The organism is Bradyrhizobium lablabi, from assembly GCF_018129385.1.
Classification (GTDB): domain Bacteria; phylum Pseudomonadota; class Alphaproteobacteria; order Rhizobiales; family Xanthobacteraceae; genus Bradyrhizobium; species Bradyrhizobium lablabi_C.
On the sequence record NZ_JAFCLN010000002.1, the window covers coordinates 617,885 to 633,995 of the forward strand.

At 63.8% G+C, this 16,111-nt stretch carries 12 protein-coding genes and 2 pseudogenes; 2 read left to right on the plus strand and 12 right to left on the minus strand.

All coding sequences use genetic code 11. The annotated features are described in order from the left end of the window. Nucleotides 1-9 precede the first annotated feature (9 nt). The 8 genes from JQ628_RS06275 to JQ628_RS06310 all read right to left on the minus strand — a co-directional run bounded on the left by JQ628_RS06275 (nt 10) and on the right by JQ628_RS06310 (nt 7,705). On the minus strand, nt 10-2,976 hold the full coding sequence (locus JQ628_RS06275) for a formate dehydrogenase subunit alpha (RefSeq protein WP_212220844.1): 2,967 nt from the start codon (nt 2,974-2,976) through the stop codon (nt 10-12). Between the two features lie 13 nt (nt 2,977-2,989). Then, nucleotides 2,990-3,202, minus strand: a complete 213-nt coding sequence (locus JQ628_RS06280; protein WP_212220847.1) for a hypothetical protein — start codon at nt 3,200-3,202, stop codon at nt 2,990-2,992. 31 nt (nt 3,203-3,233) lie between these two features. Further along, nucleotides 3,234-4,022 carry a molecular chaperone TorD family protein gene (locus JQ628_RS06285; RefSeq protein WP_212220850.1) on the minus strand — a complete coding sequence of 263 codons (789 nt, stop codon included), beginning with the start codon at nt 4,020-4,022 and terminating at the stop codon, nt 3,234-3,236. 125 nt (nt 4,023-4,147) lie between these two features. Then, entirely contained in the window at nt 4,148-4,822 is a 675-nt protein-coding gene (locus JQ628_RS06290) for a DUF3306 domain-containing protein (protein ID WP_212220853.1), read from the minus strand. Beyond that, the gene (locus JQ628_RS06295) at nt 4,819-5,328 is read right to left on the minus strand and encodes a DUF3305 domain-containing protein (protein WP_249127506.1); all 510 of its coding nucleotides are present in this window, start codon (nt 5,326-5,328) and stop codon (nt 4,819-4,821) included. The genes JQ628_RS06290 and JQ628_RS06295 overlap by 4 nt, the downstream gene beginning before the upstream one ends. A gap of 25 nt (nt 5,329-5,353) precedes the next feature. Next, entirely contained in the window at nt 5,354-6,373 is a 1,020-nt protein-coding gene (locus tag JQ628_RS06300; protein WP_212220856.1) for a DUF6352 family protein, read from the minus strand. Then, nucleotides 6,370-6,945, minus strand: a complete 576-nt coding sequence (locus JQ628_RS06305; protein ID WP_212220858.1) for a DUF6505 family protein — start codon at nt 6,943-6,945, stop codon at nt 6,370-6,372. Before JQ628_RS06305 ends, JQ628_RS06300 begins: the two co-directional genes overlap by 4 nt. A gap of 7 nt (nt 6,946-6,952) precedes the next feature. After that, complete coding sequence (locus tag JQ628_RS06310; RefSeq protein WP_212220861.1) at nt 6,953-7,705, minus strand: biotin/lipoate--protein ligase family protein; 753 nt, start codon at nt 7,703-7,705, stop codon at nt 6,953-6,955. Between the two features lie 205 nt (nt 7,706-7,910). Here JQ628_RS06310 and JQ628_RS06315 point away from each other — a divergent pair, with 205 nt between their 5' ends. Beyond that, complete coding sequence (locus JQ628_RS06315) at nt 7,911-9,899, plus strand: 4Fe-4S binding protein (RefSeq protein ID WP_433996112.1); 1,989 nt, start codon at nt 7,911-7,913, stop codon at nt 9,897-9,899. A gap of 47 nt (nt 9,900-9,946) precedes the next feature. Continuing rightward, nucleotides 9,947-10,756 (plus strand): annotated as a pseudogene (locus tag JQ628_RS06320) (Mrp/NBP35 family ATP-binding protein); the annotation flags it as partial. A gap of 41 nt (nt 10,757-10,797) precedes the next feature. On the opposite strand, the gene JQ628_RS06325 reads toward JQ628_RS06320, so the two are convergent. The 4 genes and pseudogenes from JQ628_RS06325 to JQ628_RS06340 form a co-directional block, all read right to left on the minus strand. Beyond that, complete coding sequence (locus JQ628_RS06325; protein ID WP_212220867.1) at nt 10,798-11,799, minus strand: ABC transporter substrate-binding protein; 1,002 nt, start codon at nt 11,797-11,799, stop codon at nt 10,798-10,800. Continuing rightward, nucleotides 11,796-13,919 carry an adenylate/guanylate cyclase domain-containing protein gene (locus JQ628_RS06330; RefSeq protein ID WP_212220870.1) on the minus strand — a complete coding sequence of 708 codons (2,124 nt, stop codon included), beginning with the start codon at nt 13,917-13,919 and terminating at the stop codon, nt 11,796-11,798. Before JQ628_RS06330 ends, JQ628_RS06325 begins: the two co-directional genes overlap by 4 nt. A gap of 83 nt (nt 13,920-14,002) precedes the next feature. Continuing rightward, nucleotides 14,003-14,206 (minus strand): annotated as a pseudogene (locus JQ628_RS06335) (haloacid dehalogenase-like hydrolase); the annotation flags it as partial. A gap of 89 nt (nt 14,207-14,295) precedes the next feature. After that, on the minus strand, nt 14,296-16,086 hold the full coding sequence (locus JQ628_RS06340) for an arylsulfatase (protein WP_212220873.1): 1,791 nt from the start codon (nt 16,084-16,086) through the stop codon (nt 14,296-14,298). Nucleotides 16,087-16,111: the final 25 nt, after the last annotated feature.

Consider the following 16,111-nt stretch of genomic DNA (forward strand, 5'->3'; position numbering starts at 1 on the left):
ATTCTCCTCTCACGCCGCCTGGATCTGGCACAGGGTCACCTTGCCCTCGTGCATGCCGGTGACGGGGTCGTAGCCGTAGGACGTGATGGTGTTGACGCTTTCACCGAGCACGATCGGATCTGCGCCCTTCGGATATTTGCCGCGCTGGTCGACACCCTGGAACCAGCCGGAGAAGTGGAACGGCATGAACGCCACGCCCTTGCCGACGCGGTCGGTGACCAGCGCCTTGACCCGGGCCTTGGAGCTGTTTTCCGGGCCATAGACCCAGACCCAGCCGCCGTCCTTGATGCCGCGCTCGGCGGCATCCGATGTGTTGACCTCGACGAACATGTCCTGCTGCAATTCGGCGAGCCACTTGTTCGAACGCGTCTCTTCGCCGCCGCCTTCATATTCGACCAGGCGTCCCGAGGTCAGGATGATCGGGAACTGCTTTGCCAGCCCCTTCTCCACCGCGGCCTTCTGGATCGAGAAGCCGAGATTGGCCATGCGGAACTGACGTCCGTCCGGACGCGTCGGATATTTCGCGACTAGTTCAGGACGCGGCGTGTAGATCGGCTCGCGATGCACCGGCACGGGATCAGGCAGATTCCACGCCACCGCGCGCGCCTTGCCGTTGCCATAGGCCATCACGCCATGCTCCAGCGTGACGCGGATGATGCCGCCGGAGAGATCGACCGCCCAGCCGACGCCGTCAGGATTGTTGCCGCCGATCTTGTTGATGGTGGCGAGCTCTTCCGGCGTGAGATCCTTGTCCCAGCCGAGCTTTTTCAGCACGCCATAGGTGAATTCCGGATAGCCGTCGGTCAGCTCCGAACCCTTGCTGTAGGAGCCTTCCGCCAGCAGGTTGACGTTCTTGACCGAACCGTCCGGCTGCTTCTCTTCGTACACGACGCCGAAGCGTGCGCGGAACGTGCCGCCGCCGTCCTTCACATGAAGGTTGGTGTTGTAGAGCGTGTGGGTGCCGGGATGTTTGATCTGCGGTGTGCCCCAGCACGGCCACGGCAGGCCGTAATAGTCGCCGCCGATCTCCGGCTCATCCGCCTTGGCGCGCAGCGTCACCAGGTCGAACTTGCCCTGGTTCTTCATGTGCGCCTTCAGCCGCTCCGGCGACTGGCCGGAATAGCCGGTCGAGAAGCCGCCGCGGTTGATCTCGCGCAGCAAATCTTCCGGCGAGGGCCGCTTGTTCTCGACCTTGATGTTCTTGAACATCCTGTCGGCGAAGCCGAGCTTTTCCGACAGGCGATAGATGATCTCGTAGTCGTCCTTCGATTCGAAGATCGGTTTGACGATCTGCTCGCCCCACTGTAGCGAGCGGTTCGATGCCGTGCGCGAGCCCGAGGTTTCGAACTGGGTGCAGGCCGGCAGCAGATACGTGCCGTTCTTGCGCTCGGAGATCGCCGCAAATGTCGTCGGATGCGGATCGGCGACCACGAGCAGTTCGAGCTTCTCGAGGCCCTTCACCATTTCCGTCATGCGCGGAATGGTGTTGCCGCCGTGACCCATGATGAAGACGCCCTTCACGGCATCGCGCTGGTCGACATCATCGGGGTTGGAGAGCGTCGCATCGAACCAGCGGGTCCATGGGATGCCCGGCAGCTCCATGTTCTGCTTGCGGTTGCGGGCCGGACGGCCAGCCTTGGCCGGCACTTCGTCGAAGCGCGATTGCAGATAGTCGTATTCGACCTCCCAAACCCGTGCCCAGTGCTTCCAGGCGCCTTCGACCAGGCCGTAATAGAGCGGCAGCGAGGTGATATCGAGGCCGATGTCGGTCGCGCCCTGCACGTTGCAGTGGCCGCGGAAGATGTTGGCGCCGGTGCCATAAGCGCCGACATTGCCGGTCGCGAGCAGCAGGCAGCAATAGGCGCGCACGTTGGCGGTGCCGACGGTGTGCTGGGTGCCGCCCATGCACCAGATGAAGGTCGAGGGCTTTTGCGTGGCAAAGGTCTCGGCGATCTTCTTCATCTGCTCGCCAGGAATGCCGGTGACGCGCTCCACCTCGTCCGGGGTCCATTTGGCGACTTCGGCGCGGATCTGATCCATGCCGTAGACGCGCTGGGCGATGAACTGCTTGTCCTCCCAGCCATTATTGAAGATGTGGTGCAGCAGGCCCCAGATCACTGCGATGTCGGTGCCGCCGCGGAAGCGGACATACTCGGTCGCATGCGCTGCCGTACGCGTGAAGCGCGGGTCGAGCACGAACACGTTGGCGCGGTTGATCTCCTTGCCGGTCAGGATGTGCTGGAGCGAAACCGGGTGCGCCTCGGCCGCATTCGAGCCCATGAACACGATGGTCTTCGAATTCCTGATGTCATTGTAGGAATTCGTCATCGCGCCGTAGCCCCAGGTATTGGCGACGCCGGCGACGGTGGTGGAGTGGCAGATGCGGGCCTGGTGGTCGATCGAATTGGTGCCCCAGAACGCCGCAAATTTGCGGAACAGATAGCCGCCCTCGTTGGAGAACTTCGCGGAGCCCAGGAGGTAAACGGAATCGGCGCCGGACTTGGCCCGGATCTCGAGCATCTTGTCGCCGATCTCGTTGATGGCCTGATCCCATCCGATCTTCTGCCACTCGCCGTTGACGAGCTTCATCGGATATTTCAGGCGGCGATCGCCGTGGGTGAGCTCGCGCACCGAGGCGCCCTTGGCGCAGTGCGAGCCGCGGTTGATCGGAGAATCCCACGCCGGCTCCTGGCCGACCCAGACGCCGTTCTGCACTTCGGCGATCACGGTGCAGCCGACCGAGCAATGCGTGCAGATGTTCTTGCGCACTTCGGTCGGCGCGCCGACGATCTTCGGACCGGCCTCAGCCTTGCGCACCGAACCCAGCGGCATCAGGCCGACGGTAGCGCCGACGCCGGCAGCCAGCCCTGAGCGGCGCAAAAACGTACGGCGGTCGAGCACGCCGGAGGCAAGACCGGCGGCGATCCCCTGCAAACGCGCCCTGCCCGCGGAGCCTTCTTTTCGCTTGATCAACATGTGCGTGACCCCATCAGTAGCGATTGACGCGATAGAAATTCTTCACGTGGTCCGTCTCCTTGTAACGGGCCTTGACGCGCTCGGCCTGCGACTCGTCGGCGACCGCCTCGCCGCTTGCCAGCGGCACAGTCGCAGCCGCCACCACGGCCGATCCACCCATCGTGAAGAAGCGGCGGCGGTCGACGCCCGCCTGCGGCTTGCTCTTGCTGTCGGATGGTTTGCTCATTGCAGTTTCCTCCACGTCATGGCGCGCACCGTCACTCGGACAGCGCGAACGCCTCGGATTCCAGTTCGATGAAGACACGGCCGACGCGCCCGACGGCGCGATAGAACCTGGCCGATTGCGACATTTCGAGATCGGCGAACATCCGCGCCGCCCATGGCTTGAGATGCCGCTCGAAGAACTTTTTCTGCTCGCCGAAATCGGCTTCAAACTCGCCGCGCGCCAGCCCGCTCATCACCTCGAGCAGGATGGCGATATGGTCTTCCGGTTCGCGCGAGGGCCCGGCGCGCTCGATGCCGAGGCGGTCGAAATCTTCGCGCACCCGCGCCAGCGGGCGCTCGTGCAGAAAGCCCGTGAGGTAGTACGAGGCGTAAGGCAGCAGTTCGCCGCGACCGACGCCGATGAAGAGATTGAAAAATTCCTTACTGGTGGCGCCATCGTCGGCAGCCGACGCGGCCGTTGCCAGTTCGACATGCGCCATACCGAGATCGGACGCATCGCCCTTCAGCGTCGCAACGCGCGCGAGCGTGTCGGCATCCGGCGCCTTGCCGAGCAGCAGCGACAGCAGGCCGTATTCGGCGGCACGCAGATGATCGATCTCGTCGATGTCGGATCTCTCTGTCACCTGATCCCTGGAAGGTCCGTAGAGATCGGGACGAAGGATGTTGCGCGACACCTGGGTCAGCGCCTCGACGGCCAGCACACGTTCGGCAGGAATGCGCGACCACGCCGACACCGAGGGCTGCGCAATGCCAATCCCACGTGCCAGCGATGCAACGCCGCCTGCTGCCTTGATGGCTTGTTCCAAACCAGCGTCCCGCATGGTCTGACCGCTTCGATCCCCCGCCCGACCCATGCCTCATATTAAGGCATACAATTTAGAACTGGAATTATTCCAGTCTCGGAACAACTAACATAGGCCATACCTATGTCGTCAAAAACTTTTGTCTAATCAGTTGGTTTCGCTGAGCCATGACGTCGCACCGGCCGCTGCGGCGCAACAGAATCGGGAGTGTCGGATTCGCGCCCCTTGCTCGCCTCGGTGGTGCCATCTTCGGCACCAGAAACCGCCTCATCGCTCACGCGCAGCGCGTGGGTCGGAAATGCTACATCTTTCCCTTGCACCGCGGCATGCTCGGAAGGCGGCACGGATGGGATTGCCGTCGCCTCTTTCCCTTCGGCCGGCGGTTCGTCACCCATGATCTGCGCGACCAGTTTTGAGATATCGATACCGGCGCCGAGTTCGCCTGTCCCGGGCACGCCGCCCGGCGTGTTCCAGTCATAGGCATAATCAAGTGCGGGATTGACGTAGTTGCGAACCGCGGGATCGAGCGCCCAGGATTTTCGCAGCGCCGCATTGCGCAGATGCTCTGGCACCCCCTTGCGCAGGAAAACGGAGACGTCGGTCGTCCCCGTAATGTCTTCAAGTTTCGGCAAAGTTGAGAGATCGAATTCCTCGACGGCTTCGCCGGTTTGATCCTGCGGCTTTGGCTCGGCAGTCTCGGCCGCAGGCAGGTCGGGCTTCGGCTCCGGTAGCTTTTCCTCCGGCTGCTTCGCCTCCAGCTTGCGCTGCGACCAGCGCGCCAGAAAGCCCTTGTCGTCCTGCTCGTCCTGCCCGCTCATTCGTGGCCTCCTCGCTCGCCGGGAGGGCGTGAGCCGCGCTCGCCGCTTGCGCGGTCGCGCTGGCGCTTGTGGAAGACACGCTCGACATGGAATTGATCGACAAAGGCCGCGATCCACGCCGCGATCTCGGGCGGCATCGGCACGGCGCCGATCACATCGCAGCCGCTTTCGAACATCGCCTCGCCCTCGGTCGGGTCGGCCGTGACCTTGGTCAGTTCGAGTTCGTCGCCGCCCTCCTGACGCCGCAGCGCGATCCAGATGCGAGGGCTGCCGTCGGCGAGATTGTCGCGATAGGCCGCCGTATCAGAGCTGAACAGCTCGATGCTCGCCTCGCCCGCGTAATAGATCGTGGCATCGGACTCGCGCGACAGCACGGTCCACGGCGCGGTCTCCGGCACCTCGTCCAGCACCTTCAGCGGCGACCAGGCGTGATCGATCCAGGGATTGTCGATCGCACGGCGGCGCAGCACTACACCGACTTGCCGGGATGCTTCGCTCAACGCCATCGCCGCAACTCCATCCTGCCGCCGATCATGCCACATTCGCTGCCGCCGCCAGCGGCAAACCCACGATCAGATTTTGCGGCTTGAGCCGCACCACCTTGTCCCCGCCCGCGGCCAGAATGAGATAGACCGGCCGCTCGCCGACACGTTCGTCCACCAGGCGCGTATCCTCAAAGCTCAGCCGCATCAGCGCAACGATGCGTTCCGCCTCGCCGCCGTCGAGCGCAGCGCCGTTCCACAGCGCGTTGCCGATGCGGGTGGCTTCGGTGTCAAGACCAATGAACCAGCGCCAATCGCGGTCTTCGATCGCCGGCACCGTTTCGACGCTGACGGCAATGCCGAGCAGATGCGCGATCCAGCGCTCGATGACGCGGCAGAGCCCGGCGCGCGCCTTCGGATTGCCGCCGACATTCATCGCCATCGCATGCGCATCCGACCTCGACCAATAGGTCCAGGCGTTATCGTCGTCCATCACGTCCATTTCGCCAAAGGCCTGCGGTTGCAGCATGGCTGACAGCGGCGACAAATGCATATCGTGCTGGGCATGCTGCTGGGCCTCGACGACTTCGGCGTCGGCCAGCAGCAGCGTCCCTTCGTGAACGGCGGCCGACTGGCTGCGATAAAACAACTCGCCGGCACGCAGGATATAGGGATCGTCGCACCCTTCCAGCGCATTGCGCAGGATGAGATGGACGAGCTGCGACAGAAAGATCGGCGGCAGTTCGCCGGCACCCTTGCGCGCCAGCGTCAAGTAGACGGCTTCGAGTGACGGCGCCGCGACCAGCCGGTCGCGAAAGTTCATCATGAACGACCAGTTCTCGCGCGCATCGGCGTCAGCGATGCCGGCGATATCGGCCTTCGAAACCGGGCGCAACGGATCGGCCAGCAGGCTGGCATGCAGCGCGCGCTCGGCCTCGCAGGCATCCTCCGGCGGCATCAATTCCGGCCGCGCCAGATAGGCCATGATCAGCTCGGGCGTAGCCAGCAGCCCGCCGTGATCGCCGCGGCGAGTCAGATGATGGCCGGATGCGACCCAAAACTCTCTCATGTGCGATCCGTCTTCCTGTGATCCGTCCCGAGCAAGCCGAGCAGATCGACCTCTTCCGCCGGCTCCGCTTCGCCTTCTACTTCATGAAAGGTAAAGGCCCGGGCATGGCCATGCAATTGATCGGCATTGTCGGCGGCCGGACGCGGTTTCAGCGTGCGGAACCGTTCGCGGATTTCGCCGCCCTCGATGCTGCGTTGCACGGCCAGCAGGGTCTGCGCCGGATGGTCGCACAGCGAGGCCGCGAATGCGACTTCCTCCTCCGCGGCGCTGCGCGCAGCGGCAATATCAGGTGCCCCGAACTTTTCCATCAACTGTCCGGCAAGGCGCTCGACCATGGCGTGCCGGTCCGCTTCACTCGCTTCGGTAACGATCGCCAATGTCGACCAGCCGAGACTGTCGATGCCGAGAAAACCCGAGCGCAGCGCCACGCGCTGCTTCTGATCGAGCGTGGCCGGATCGACGTTCCAGAATATAAAGGCCCCCGAAACTGCCCATTCGCCGGGTTCGGCCGCGCGCGCGAACACAAAGGTATCCGAGGGATCGAGACGGATGGTACGCGGCAGTTTCAACATGCCAGCCTCATCCAAGCTTCGGGCCACGCGCTTGCGGATCGTACCAGGCCGACCGCGCGAGCGCTTCCACCAGGCTGGTGCGGTCCGGCGGACCTTTGCTCGCCGGCGTTCTCACCAGCAGATCTCCATTGCCGTCGAGACCCCGGCGTTCGCCCGCCTTGCGCGCGGGCAACCGGTCCAGATAGTCGCGCGCGATCGGCTCAAAGCCCCCTTCGTTCCAGCGGTCGAACGCGGTCATGAGGTGGCGGCAAAAGCTCTCGATGATCGCATTGGTGTCGATCATCTCAAACCCTTCGCTCAGCAGCGCAACACCGGATGCCGCTTGCACTTCTTCTATATGCGCCATATCTGCCGCGCGCAGAATGACGCCGAACGCCAGCCACGAGGGAATCTCTTCTTCCGCGCAGTCCCGCGGCCAGCCGAGACGTGCCCCGCCCAACAACCCTTCGTCGAACAGGACGGTGTCGGGCCAGACGAACTTCACCTCGCGTTCCGGCGGGCAATGGGCGGCAATCGCATCCGCCAGCGCATTCATCCCGGCAAAGAACGCCCGCCGCGCCGAGACCAGCGGCTCGTCGGGCTCCAGCACGACCGCGAACTCGACGAGGTCATAGCGTCGCACCCATACCAAGGTGCCGGCGCCCGCCTCGCCCGCGATCTCGCAGGCATGCGCAAAGGCATCGCCCAGCTCGCGCAGCGCGACCAAAGTATAGCCGGGGGGCAGATCGAGGGTCTGTTCCGGATCCGCTGGAGGCGGCATCGAAAAACGCATCCTTTTTCGCTATACGCACTATGCTATCCCGCCCAAGCCGTCACCGCGAGCGGTATGGCCTTGCAGGATTTCGCGCCACGGGCTACCGCGAAACGACAGCCTGAGGCAACCGCGTGATCGGCACAGCGGTTTTGGTAAACCGAACATGAGTACGGCGTCACCCCATCTCCTGATTTGCAGTTGCGAGAAGAGCATGCCGCTCGATGCGCAGGCGATCGGGCGCGGCTGCGCGGGGAAGATCACGCGCGCCGACCAGCTCTGCGGCCTCGAGCTCGAGCGCTTCAAGGCGGCGCTCAAAACCGGCGCGCCGATCACGGTTGCGTGCACCCAGGAAGAGCCGCTGTTCCGGGAAGTGGCGGAAGATGTTCCGCAGGCGCAACTCACCTTTGTCAACATAAGGGAGACCGGCGGCTGGTCGAAGGATGCGCCCGCCGCCGGGCCGAAAGCCGCGGCACTGATTGCGGCCGCCGGCGAGGAGATGCCGCCGATCCCGCTGGTGACGCTGGAAAGCGAAGGCGTCGCGCTGATCTATGGCCGCGACGAAATCGCGATCGAGGCCGCGCAGCGCCTTGCCGACCGCCTCGACATCACCGTGCTGCTCACCCGGCCCGGCGACGTGGTGCCGCGCCGGACCAACGAATTCCCGGTACTCAAGGGCACGGTGCGCAACGCCAAGGGTTATCTCGGCGCATTCGAGCTGTCGATCGACGATTACGCGCTGCCGCTGCCCTCCTCGCGCGCCAAACTCGTGTTCGGCGCCTCGCGCAATGGGGCGACCTCGACCTGCGACCTGATCCTCGACCTCTCGGGCGGGACGCCGATGTTTCCCGCGCATGAATTGCGCCCCGGCTATCTGCGCGCCGACCCGCGCGACCGCGCCGCGGTGGAGCGCGCGATTGCGGATGCGGGCGGCCTTGTCGGCACCTTTGACAAGCCGCGCTACGTCAATTTCGAGGCCTCGCTTTGCGCGCATTCCCGTTCATCCATCACCGGCTGCACGCGCTGCCTCGATTTGTGCCCGACCGGCGCGATCACGCCGAACGGCAATGCGGTGGCCATCGACGAGAATGTCTGCGCCGGCTGTGGCGCCTGCGCGTCGGTCTGCCCGACCGGAGCAGCATCCTACGCGCTGCCGAGCGCGGACGCGCTGATGCGCCGGCTGCGCACGCTGGTGCAAACTTATCGCAAGGCAGGCGGCAGCGATGCTGTCGTGTTGTTCCACGACGGCGAACATGGCGAAGAGATCATCGACGCGCTCGCCCGGTTCGGCGCGGGCCTGCCGGCCAACGTGCTGCCGCTGCGTGTCAATGAGGTGACGCAGCTCGGGCCGGAGGCCATCGCCGGTGTCTTTGCCTATGGCGGCAGCGGCGCTGCGGTTGTTACCCGCGCCAAGCCGAAGCACGATATCACCGCCCTTCGCCGCGCGGTCGAGACATCGGAGACCATCGTCTCCGCACTTGGCTTTGGCGGCGGACTTGTGCGGATCATCGAAACCGACGATCCTGATCAGTTGCGCGCCGCGTTAGACGCGGCGCCCGCCGGCGTCGCAACACAAAAGCCGGCGAACTTCGTGCCGCGCGGCGCCAAACGCAGCGTGCTGGAGACGACCTTTCGCGAGCTCCATCTTGCCGCGCCCGCGCCGGTCGATGTCGTTGCGCTGCCTCCGGGCGCGCCGTTCGGCGGCGTCAAGCTCAATGTCGAGGGCTGCACGCTGTGCCATGCCTGCGTCACCGCCTGCCCGACGCATGCGCTGTCGGACAACCCCGATCGTGCGATGCTGCGCTTTACCGAAAGCCTTTGCGTGCAATGCGGGCTGTGCCAGGCGACGTGCCCCGAGAAGGTCATCACGATCGAGCCGCAGCTCGACTTCAAGGCCTGGAACGCTCCCTTGAAAATCTTGAAGGAAGAAGAGCCGTTCCATTGCATCGCCTGCGGCAAGCCCTTCGGCACCAAAAGCTCGATCGAGCGCGTGCTGGCCAAGCTCGGCGAAAAACATTGGATGTTCCAGGGCGCCAACGCCAGGCGGATCGATGTCATCAAGATGTGCGCCGATTGCCGCGTCGAGGCCGTGGTGAACGAGAGCTTTGATCCGCATGCGGCGCCACAGCGTCCGCCCGTCATGTCCACGGAGGATTATCTGCGCGCGCGAGAAAAGAAGAAGGACGATCCGCTCGGATCGTAACGACCGTGTCCGCTGTACCGCCCGATCTTAGAGCGCGCGCCACCTCGAAAGCGTCCGGCATTCCCGGCGTCAAACACGTCGTTGCGGTCGCCTCCGGCAAGGGCGGCGTCGGCAAATCCACCACCTCCTGCAATCTCGCGCTCGGCTTTGCGGCGATGGGACTGAAGGCCGGCATCCTCGATGCCGACATCTACGGCCCGTCGCAGCCAAAGCTGTTCGGTCTGCGCGGCAAACCGCGGCAGATCGGCGGCGGCATGCTGGAGCCGATGGAGCGCTTCGGCGTCAAGGTGATGTCGATCGGCTTTCTGGTCGAGGAAGACCTCGCCATGATCTGGCGCGGCGCGATGGTGATCCAGGCGATCACCCAGATGCTGCATCAGGTCGCCTGGGGCGAGCTCGATATCCTCGTGGTGGACTTGCCGCCCGGCACCGGCGATGCGCAGCTCACCATGGCCCAGCAGGCTCCGCTTGCCGGCGCGCTGATCGTCTCGACTCCGCAGGACCTCGCATTGATCGATGCCCGCCGCGCGATCGCGATGTTCGACAAGGTGAAGATCCCGATCCTCGGCCTGATCGAGAACATGTCGGGCTTCTGTTGCCCGGCCTGCAATCAGGTCACGCCGATCTTCGGCCATGGCGGCGCGCGGCACGAGGCCGAAACGCGCGGCATCCCCTGGCTTGGCGGCATCCCGCTCGATATCGGCATTCGCGCGACGTCGGACGAAGGACGCCCGATCGTGGCCATCGAGCCGGACAGCGCCCACGCCATACGCTATGTCGGCATTGCCCGCGGCATCTGGAGCGCGATTGTCTCGGGCGCAGCGAGCCGGCCGCCGCCGCGCATCGTCATCGAGTAAGCTGGGCAGCCCGAGAACATGTGGAGGCGGCTGGCCAATCGCTATTGGATCGTCGAGAGATACAGCGCGGGGTCGAAATAATCCGTGGCCGGCGTCGACGTCGCAACGCCGGCTTCCGCCATGAAGAAATCGCTGACCTGCTGCAACCACCTGGCGACCGTTCCGTCGGCATAGAGCCGTTTCCATTCCCGTGACGAAAACATCTTTTGCGCTTTCAGCGCTTCGGCGATGTCGGCAACCGAGGCGTTCTGGTAGTGCCGCTGCTGAAGTGTTTCGGCCGCCGCCTTGGGATTGCGGACCATGTAGTCGTTGGCTTCCGCCCAACCGCGGATGATCCGCTGCACGACGTCCTTGTTGGCCTGATAATAGGCATGTCCCGCGACCCAGCCTCCGACGACCGCGGACTGCGGATAGAACGCCGAAGCATCCACCAGCTTGACGGCGCCGGGCGCCTTGTCGCGAACGCGGATGTTGAAGGGCACCCACAACGCCACCGCCGGCACCTCCCCCGAGATGAAAGCGCCGACGGCATCCGGCATGCTGCTGCTCGCCACCTGCACGTCGGCAAGGCCAAGGCCGTTGGCGCGCAGGGCGCGATCGAGGAAGATGTGCGCCGTGGTCCGCTCCGTCGTCGCGACGCGCTTGCCGCGGAGGTCGGCAAATGTCCTGACCCCGCGGTCCGGCCGCACCCAGAGCTGGGCGGTGGCGATCTCGACGTCGTTGATCAGGAAGGCGCGGCCGGCGCCGAGCGCCAGATAGTTCGAGATCACGCCGCCGGCCGACAGCACGTCCACTTCCCCCCGGGCCATGGCCTCGAACACTTCCGGCCCGGTGTTGCGCTCGACCAGTTCGAAATCGATGCCCTGCTTGTCGAACGAGCCGCGATCGAGGCCGGTAAATATCTGGCCATCGACGGCAACGACATGCAGATAGCCGAGCCGCACGCGCGTTCGCGCCTGCGCGATCGCGGGGGCCGCAAGCGCGGCGCCCGCCGCGAACCCACCGGCGAGCACCTGGCGCCTGCCCAGTATCGGTCCCTTCATCTTGCGCCTCCGGCAGACGCCAGACGTGCTCTGCCCAGTTCCGCGCGAAGCCGTTCCGCGTGGTAATGCGCAACGCCGTCGCCTGGATACTGGGTAAGAAAATCAGTCACCCATACCAGCGCGGTGGCCGGCGGGTCCTGCCGGATCGCGGCGTAGACGATTTCCCAGCGCTGAAGCAAGGCATGCTCGGAGACGCCTTTCGTCTCGCCGCGCAATTCGAAAATCCGAACGGCCTCGGCAAAGCCCTTGGGACTGATCTCGTCGACGCTGCGGAAGACAAAGCGTCCCTCGACACGCTCCTTCACGGCGGCGGTGACCAGCACCCGCGTCCCGTAATTCTTGTTCAATCCCTCGAGGCGCGCGGCCAGATTGATGTTGGCGCCGAGCGCGGTGTAGTTCATGCGGTCTGAGGAGCCGACATTGCCGACCACGGCATCGCCGGTATGCAGGCCGAAGCGCGTTTCATACGCCGGCCAGCCGGCCTTGCGGAACGCTTCGTTCAGCACATTGTTGCGCTCAAGGCAGGCGAGCACCGCCTCGCAGGCGTGAACGACGTGATCGGGATCGTCGTCGGGCGCGTTCCAGAACGCCATCACGGCATCGCCGATGAATTTGTCGATCGTGCCGTGATGCCGCATGATCGTCTCGGAGAGCGCCGCAAAGTAGCGTGACGTAAAGATCATCACTTCGGAAGGATCGGCCCTTTCCGTCTTGGCCGTGAAATCGGCAACGTCGGTAAACAGCACGGAGATTTCTCGCCGCGTTCCGCCAAGCTGCAGCGATGTTCCGGATTCGATCAGTTGCCGCACGATCGGCCGCGGCACGAAAGCAGAGAAATTCCGCAGCACCGTCCGCATCGTGAAGACCGAGCGGCCGAGCTCGTTGATCTCGTCGATGACGGAGCGCACCGGCGGACGGTCCGCGAGCTGAAAATGCTGAATTTCGTCAGTCTGTTGCGCCAGACTCCGCAGGCTCTGCGCGAGCATCGAACCGAGCCAGATCGCCAGCGGCAGCATGCCGAGCACAAAGCCGAGCGCCAGTGCGAACAGGGCGGTGCGCTCCTTGATGATCGTTGCAAAGAACTCATCGAGCGCCGCGATCACCGCGAGCTTGATGTTGGCATTGCCCGCCGTCTCGATGCCATGAAAGGCCGCGACATAGGTGCGTCCTGCCTGGTCGGCGAAGAACTGCTGCGACGTGCCGTTCTTCTTCCGCTTCAACGCATCGATGGCGTGCGCAAGGCCCGGAAGCCCGATCGCACCGATATCAGGCAACTCGTCTTCGCGCTTGGGGATTTCGGCCATCAGCCGGCTCATCTCGGGATGGCCGACAATCCGGCCGGACTCGTTGAACAGGAAAGCGACTCCGGATTTGCCGAGCTTCTGCTCGGAGAGCATTTCCTCGAGGCGATTGAGCAGGAGATCGGCAGCCACCACGCCGCGGCGGCCCTCCTTCAGAGGCGTACGCAAGGTGTAGCCGGGCTGGCCCGTCGCAAAGAACACATAGGGCCCGGTCAGCAGCGTCTGTTCGTCCTTGAACGCTTCGATATACCAGGGCCGCTGGCGCGGATCGTAGCCGGACGGTCCCTTGACCTCACCGACCTGGATCAAGTTCTCCGACAGGAACACCGTGGCTGACGACGGCGCGGCGCCCGTGCGCGAAATGATGACCAAGCGAAACGCGGCATCTTCGTCGACGCCGAGGCTTTCCCGGAACGCCGGCTTGGCGCGGTCGATCACATCCATTTCCAGGAACGAGCCGTCCTCATAGCCGACATAGAGATTGAAGAGCTGCGGGTTGTTGCGCAGCATCGAGGCCATCAGGCCGTAGAGCCGCGAGTTGTCCTCGATCTCCGCCGACTGGATCCAGGGCAGTCCGGCGAGAATCTCAAGATTGTCGCGTACATTGCGGAATTTCGCATCGATCCTGGAAGCACCCAGTTGCGCGACCTTGTCGATGAAGGTGCTCGCCGCCGTCTGCGTGATCAGCGAGACGCGGCTGAAGCTGAGATAGACCAGCGTCAATCCGACGAACAGCACCACGGCCACGAACAGCGCGACGATCGAGGTGCGAAACCCAACACGAAACTTGCGCTGCGAGGCGGAGCGGATGTCGGTCATCGCATCAAATCGGTATTCGCCGCTGACAAGCCCCAGATCGCCGCCTCCAACGCGTGGCTTTCAATGAGACGCCGATTGGTATCGTCGGTGGACAGGACGAAATCGGCGCTTCCTTGCGTCGTCACCTTGGCGACGAAGTCGGTGATCGATTTCTTCGCTGCGCCATCGTTCCATGAGGGTAGTGGATCGCTCTGGGCAAAAGCTACGGCCCGGAGAAAGACAAGCCAGAGCACGGACAAGACGACGATGGTGGTCTGTCGGATGACGGAAGGAAGCAAAGCAGCCATTGCAGTCACTCACGCCAGCGAGGGGTTGCAGGATTCTTCGACATTGCCGGCCCGCCTTCAGGCGAGCCGGTTCAAATGACGCCTGCCGATCAGCGAGCTTGAAGCTGCTGTTGGATGATCCTGGTCAGTTCGGCGCGGACCCTCTCGACGTCCATTCCCTCCGCAAGCGCCCTCTTCTGCTTGATGCCCTCGAGCATGCTCTCCATGATATTGGCCGGATTGAAGCTCGGCGGGAACGATCGGGGCGGGAACTCCTTGAACGTCGCGACGAACTGGAAGACGTCGTCCATCGTGCCGTATACGGCCCCCACCTCGTTCAAATTCCAGTCCCAGTACGTATTGGACGTGATGTCCGCCCGTTCGAACGGGTCCTGCATCAGGTTGAAGATTTTCTGAAGGCGGAGCGTGGTGAACGGCTCGCCCCACAGTCCCATCGTGCCTTGCTTGCGCTGCTCGGAGTAGACGTATTTCAGGTCACCCTTTCGCAGGCCCACCAGCAGCCCGTCGTCATCGGCATAGAAGAACTTGTCGCGGGCGCTCCTGGTGCCGTTGTTGTTGCCGGGCGTTCCGCTCACGTTGCGCAGGAACTGCGACTGGTCGAATCCATCAAGATGTACCTTGTAATTTATCCCGTTCGCGATGTAGCCCGCTTTCAACTTGTTGACGATGTCGGGCTCGCCGGCGATGGCGCAAAGCGTCGGTATCCAGTCGTTGTGACTCATGAGCTCGTTGCTGACCGTGCCAGGCTTGATGTTTCCCGGCCAGCGCACCAGGCACGGTACGCGGAATGCCCCTTCCCAGTTGGTATTCTTCTCGGAGCGGAACCAGGTCATCGCGCCATCCGGCCAGGTGTTCATGTGCGGGCCGTTATCGCTGGTGTAGAGAACGATGGTGTCGTTGGCGATGCCCATGTCGTCGAGCGCCTTCAGCAACGTTCCGATGGTGTCGTCATGCTCCAGCATGCCGTCGATGTACTCGCTGTCGCCATGGGTATATCGGCCTCGATGGCTGCTCCGCACATGCGTACGCAGGTGCATGCGGGTGGAATTGAACCAGCAGAAGAACGGCTTTCCGGCAGCCTGCTGCCGTTTCATGTAGTCGATGGCGGCCGCTGACGTCTCGTCGTCGATCGTCTCCATCCGCTTCTTGGTGAGAGCACCGGTATCCTCGATGGTCTGCTTGCCGATCTTGCCGAAGCGCGGATCGACGGTCGGATCGTCCCGGTCGGACGCCTTGCAGCGCAAGACACCGCGCGGGCCGAACTTGGCGCGGTAGGCCGGATCCTTCGGATAGTCCGGCAGCTCGGGCTCCTCTTCGGCATTGAGGTGATAGAGATTGCCGAAGAACTCGTCGAAGCCATTCACGGTCGGCAGCGATTCGTTGCGATCGCCGACGTGATTCTTTCCGAACTGGCCGGTGGCATAGCCGAGATTCCTGAGCAGTCCACCGATCGAGGGATCGAGTTGGCTCATACCCATCGGCGCACCCGGAAATCCGACCTTGCTCAGTCCGCTGCGGATGATGTGCTGGCCGGTAAGAAAAGCCGAGCGGCCAGCCGTACAGGACTGTTCGCCGTAGTAGTGCTGCATCTTGAGGCCCTCGCGGGCGATACGGTCGATGTTGGGCGTCTCGTAACCCATCAACCCGTTGGAATAGGCGCTGATATTTGCAATGCCGACGTCGTCGCCAAAAATCACGAGGATGTTTGGCTTGCGGCCGGACGGCGTTGCGGGCTGTGCTACGGCGGGTGCTGCTGCCGGCGCGGTCTTTTGGGCCTGCGCCAGCGCCTCTGAGTTCAGCGAGGCCGCTGCAACGAGAGTAGAGGTGCCGAGCAAGAGATTACGGCGGTCGATGGTCTTGCCTTTCGGTTCATCGCTCATTTCGACGCTCCCTGTAATGTGGACA

What these genes read in the sequence shown, in the direction of transcription:
- JQ628_RS06275 (WP_212220844.1), bottom strand. Translation starts at nt 2,976, where the DNA reads ATGTTGATCAAGCGAAAAGAAGGCTCCGCGGGCAGGGCGCGTTTGCAG.
- JQ628_RS06280 (WP_212220847.1), bottom strand. Translation starts at nt 3,202, where the DNA reads ATGAGCAAACCATCCGACAGCAAGAGCAAGCCGCAGGCGGGCGTCGAC.
- JQ628_RS06285 (WP_212220850.1), bottom strand. Translation starts at nt 4,022, where the DNA reads ATGCGGGACGCTGGTTTGGAACAAGCCATCAAGGCAGCAGGCGGCGTT.
- JQ628_RS06290 (WP_212220853.1), bottom strand. Translation starts at nt 4,822, where the DNA reads ATGAGCGGGCAGGACGAGCAGGACGACAAGGGCTTTCTGGCGCGCTGG.
- JQ628_RS06295 (WP_249127506.1), bottom strand. Translation starts at nt 5,328, where the DNA reads ATGGCGTTGAGCGAAGCATCCCGGCAAGTCGGTGTAGTGCTGCGCCGC.
- JQ628_RS06300 (WP_212220856.1), bottom strand. Translation starts at nt 6,373, where the DNA reads ATGAGAGAGTTTTGGGTCGCATCCGGCCATCATCTGACTCGCCGCGGC.
- JQ628_RS06305 (WP_212220858.1), bottom strand. Translation starts at nt 6,945, where the DNA reads ATGTTGAAACTGCCGCGTACCATCCGTCTCGATCCCTCGGATACCTTT.
- JQ628_RS06310 (WP_212220861.1), bottom strand. Translation starts at nt 7,705, where the DNA reads ATGCCGCCTCCAGCGGATCCGGAACAGACCCTCGATCTGCCCCCCGGC.
- JQ628_RS06315 (WP_433996112.1), top strand. Translation starts at nt 7,911, where the DNA reads ATGCCGCTCGATGCGCAGGCGATCGGGCGCGGCTGCGCGGGGAAGATC.
- JQ628_RS06325 (WP_212220867.1), bottom strand. Translation starts at nt 11,799, where the DNA reads ATGAAGGGACCGATACTGGGCAGGCGCCAGGTGCTCGCCGGTGGGTTC.
- JQ628_RS06330 (WP_212220870.1), bottom strand. Translation starts at nt 13,919, where the DNA reads ATGACCGACATCCGCTCCGCCTCGCAGCGCAAGTTTCGTGTTGGGTTT.
- JQ628_RS06340 (WP_212220873.1), bottom strand. Translation starts at nt 16,086, where the DNA reads ATGAGCGATGAACCGAAAGGCAAGACCATCGACCGCCGTAATCTCTTG.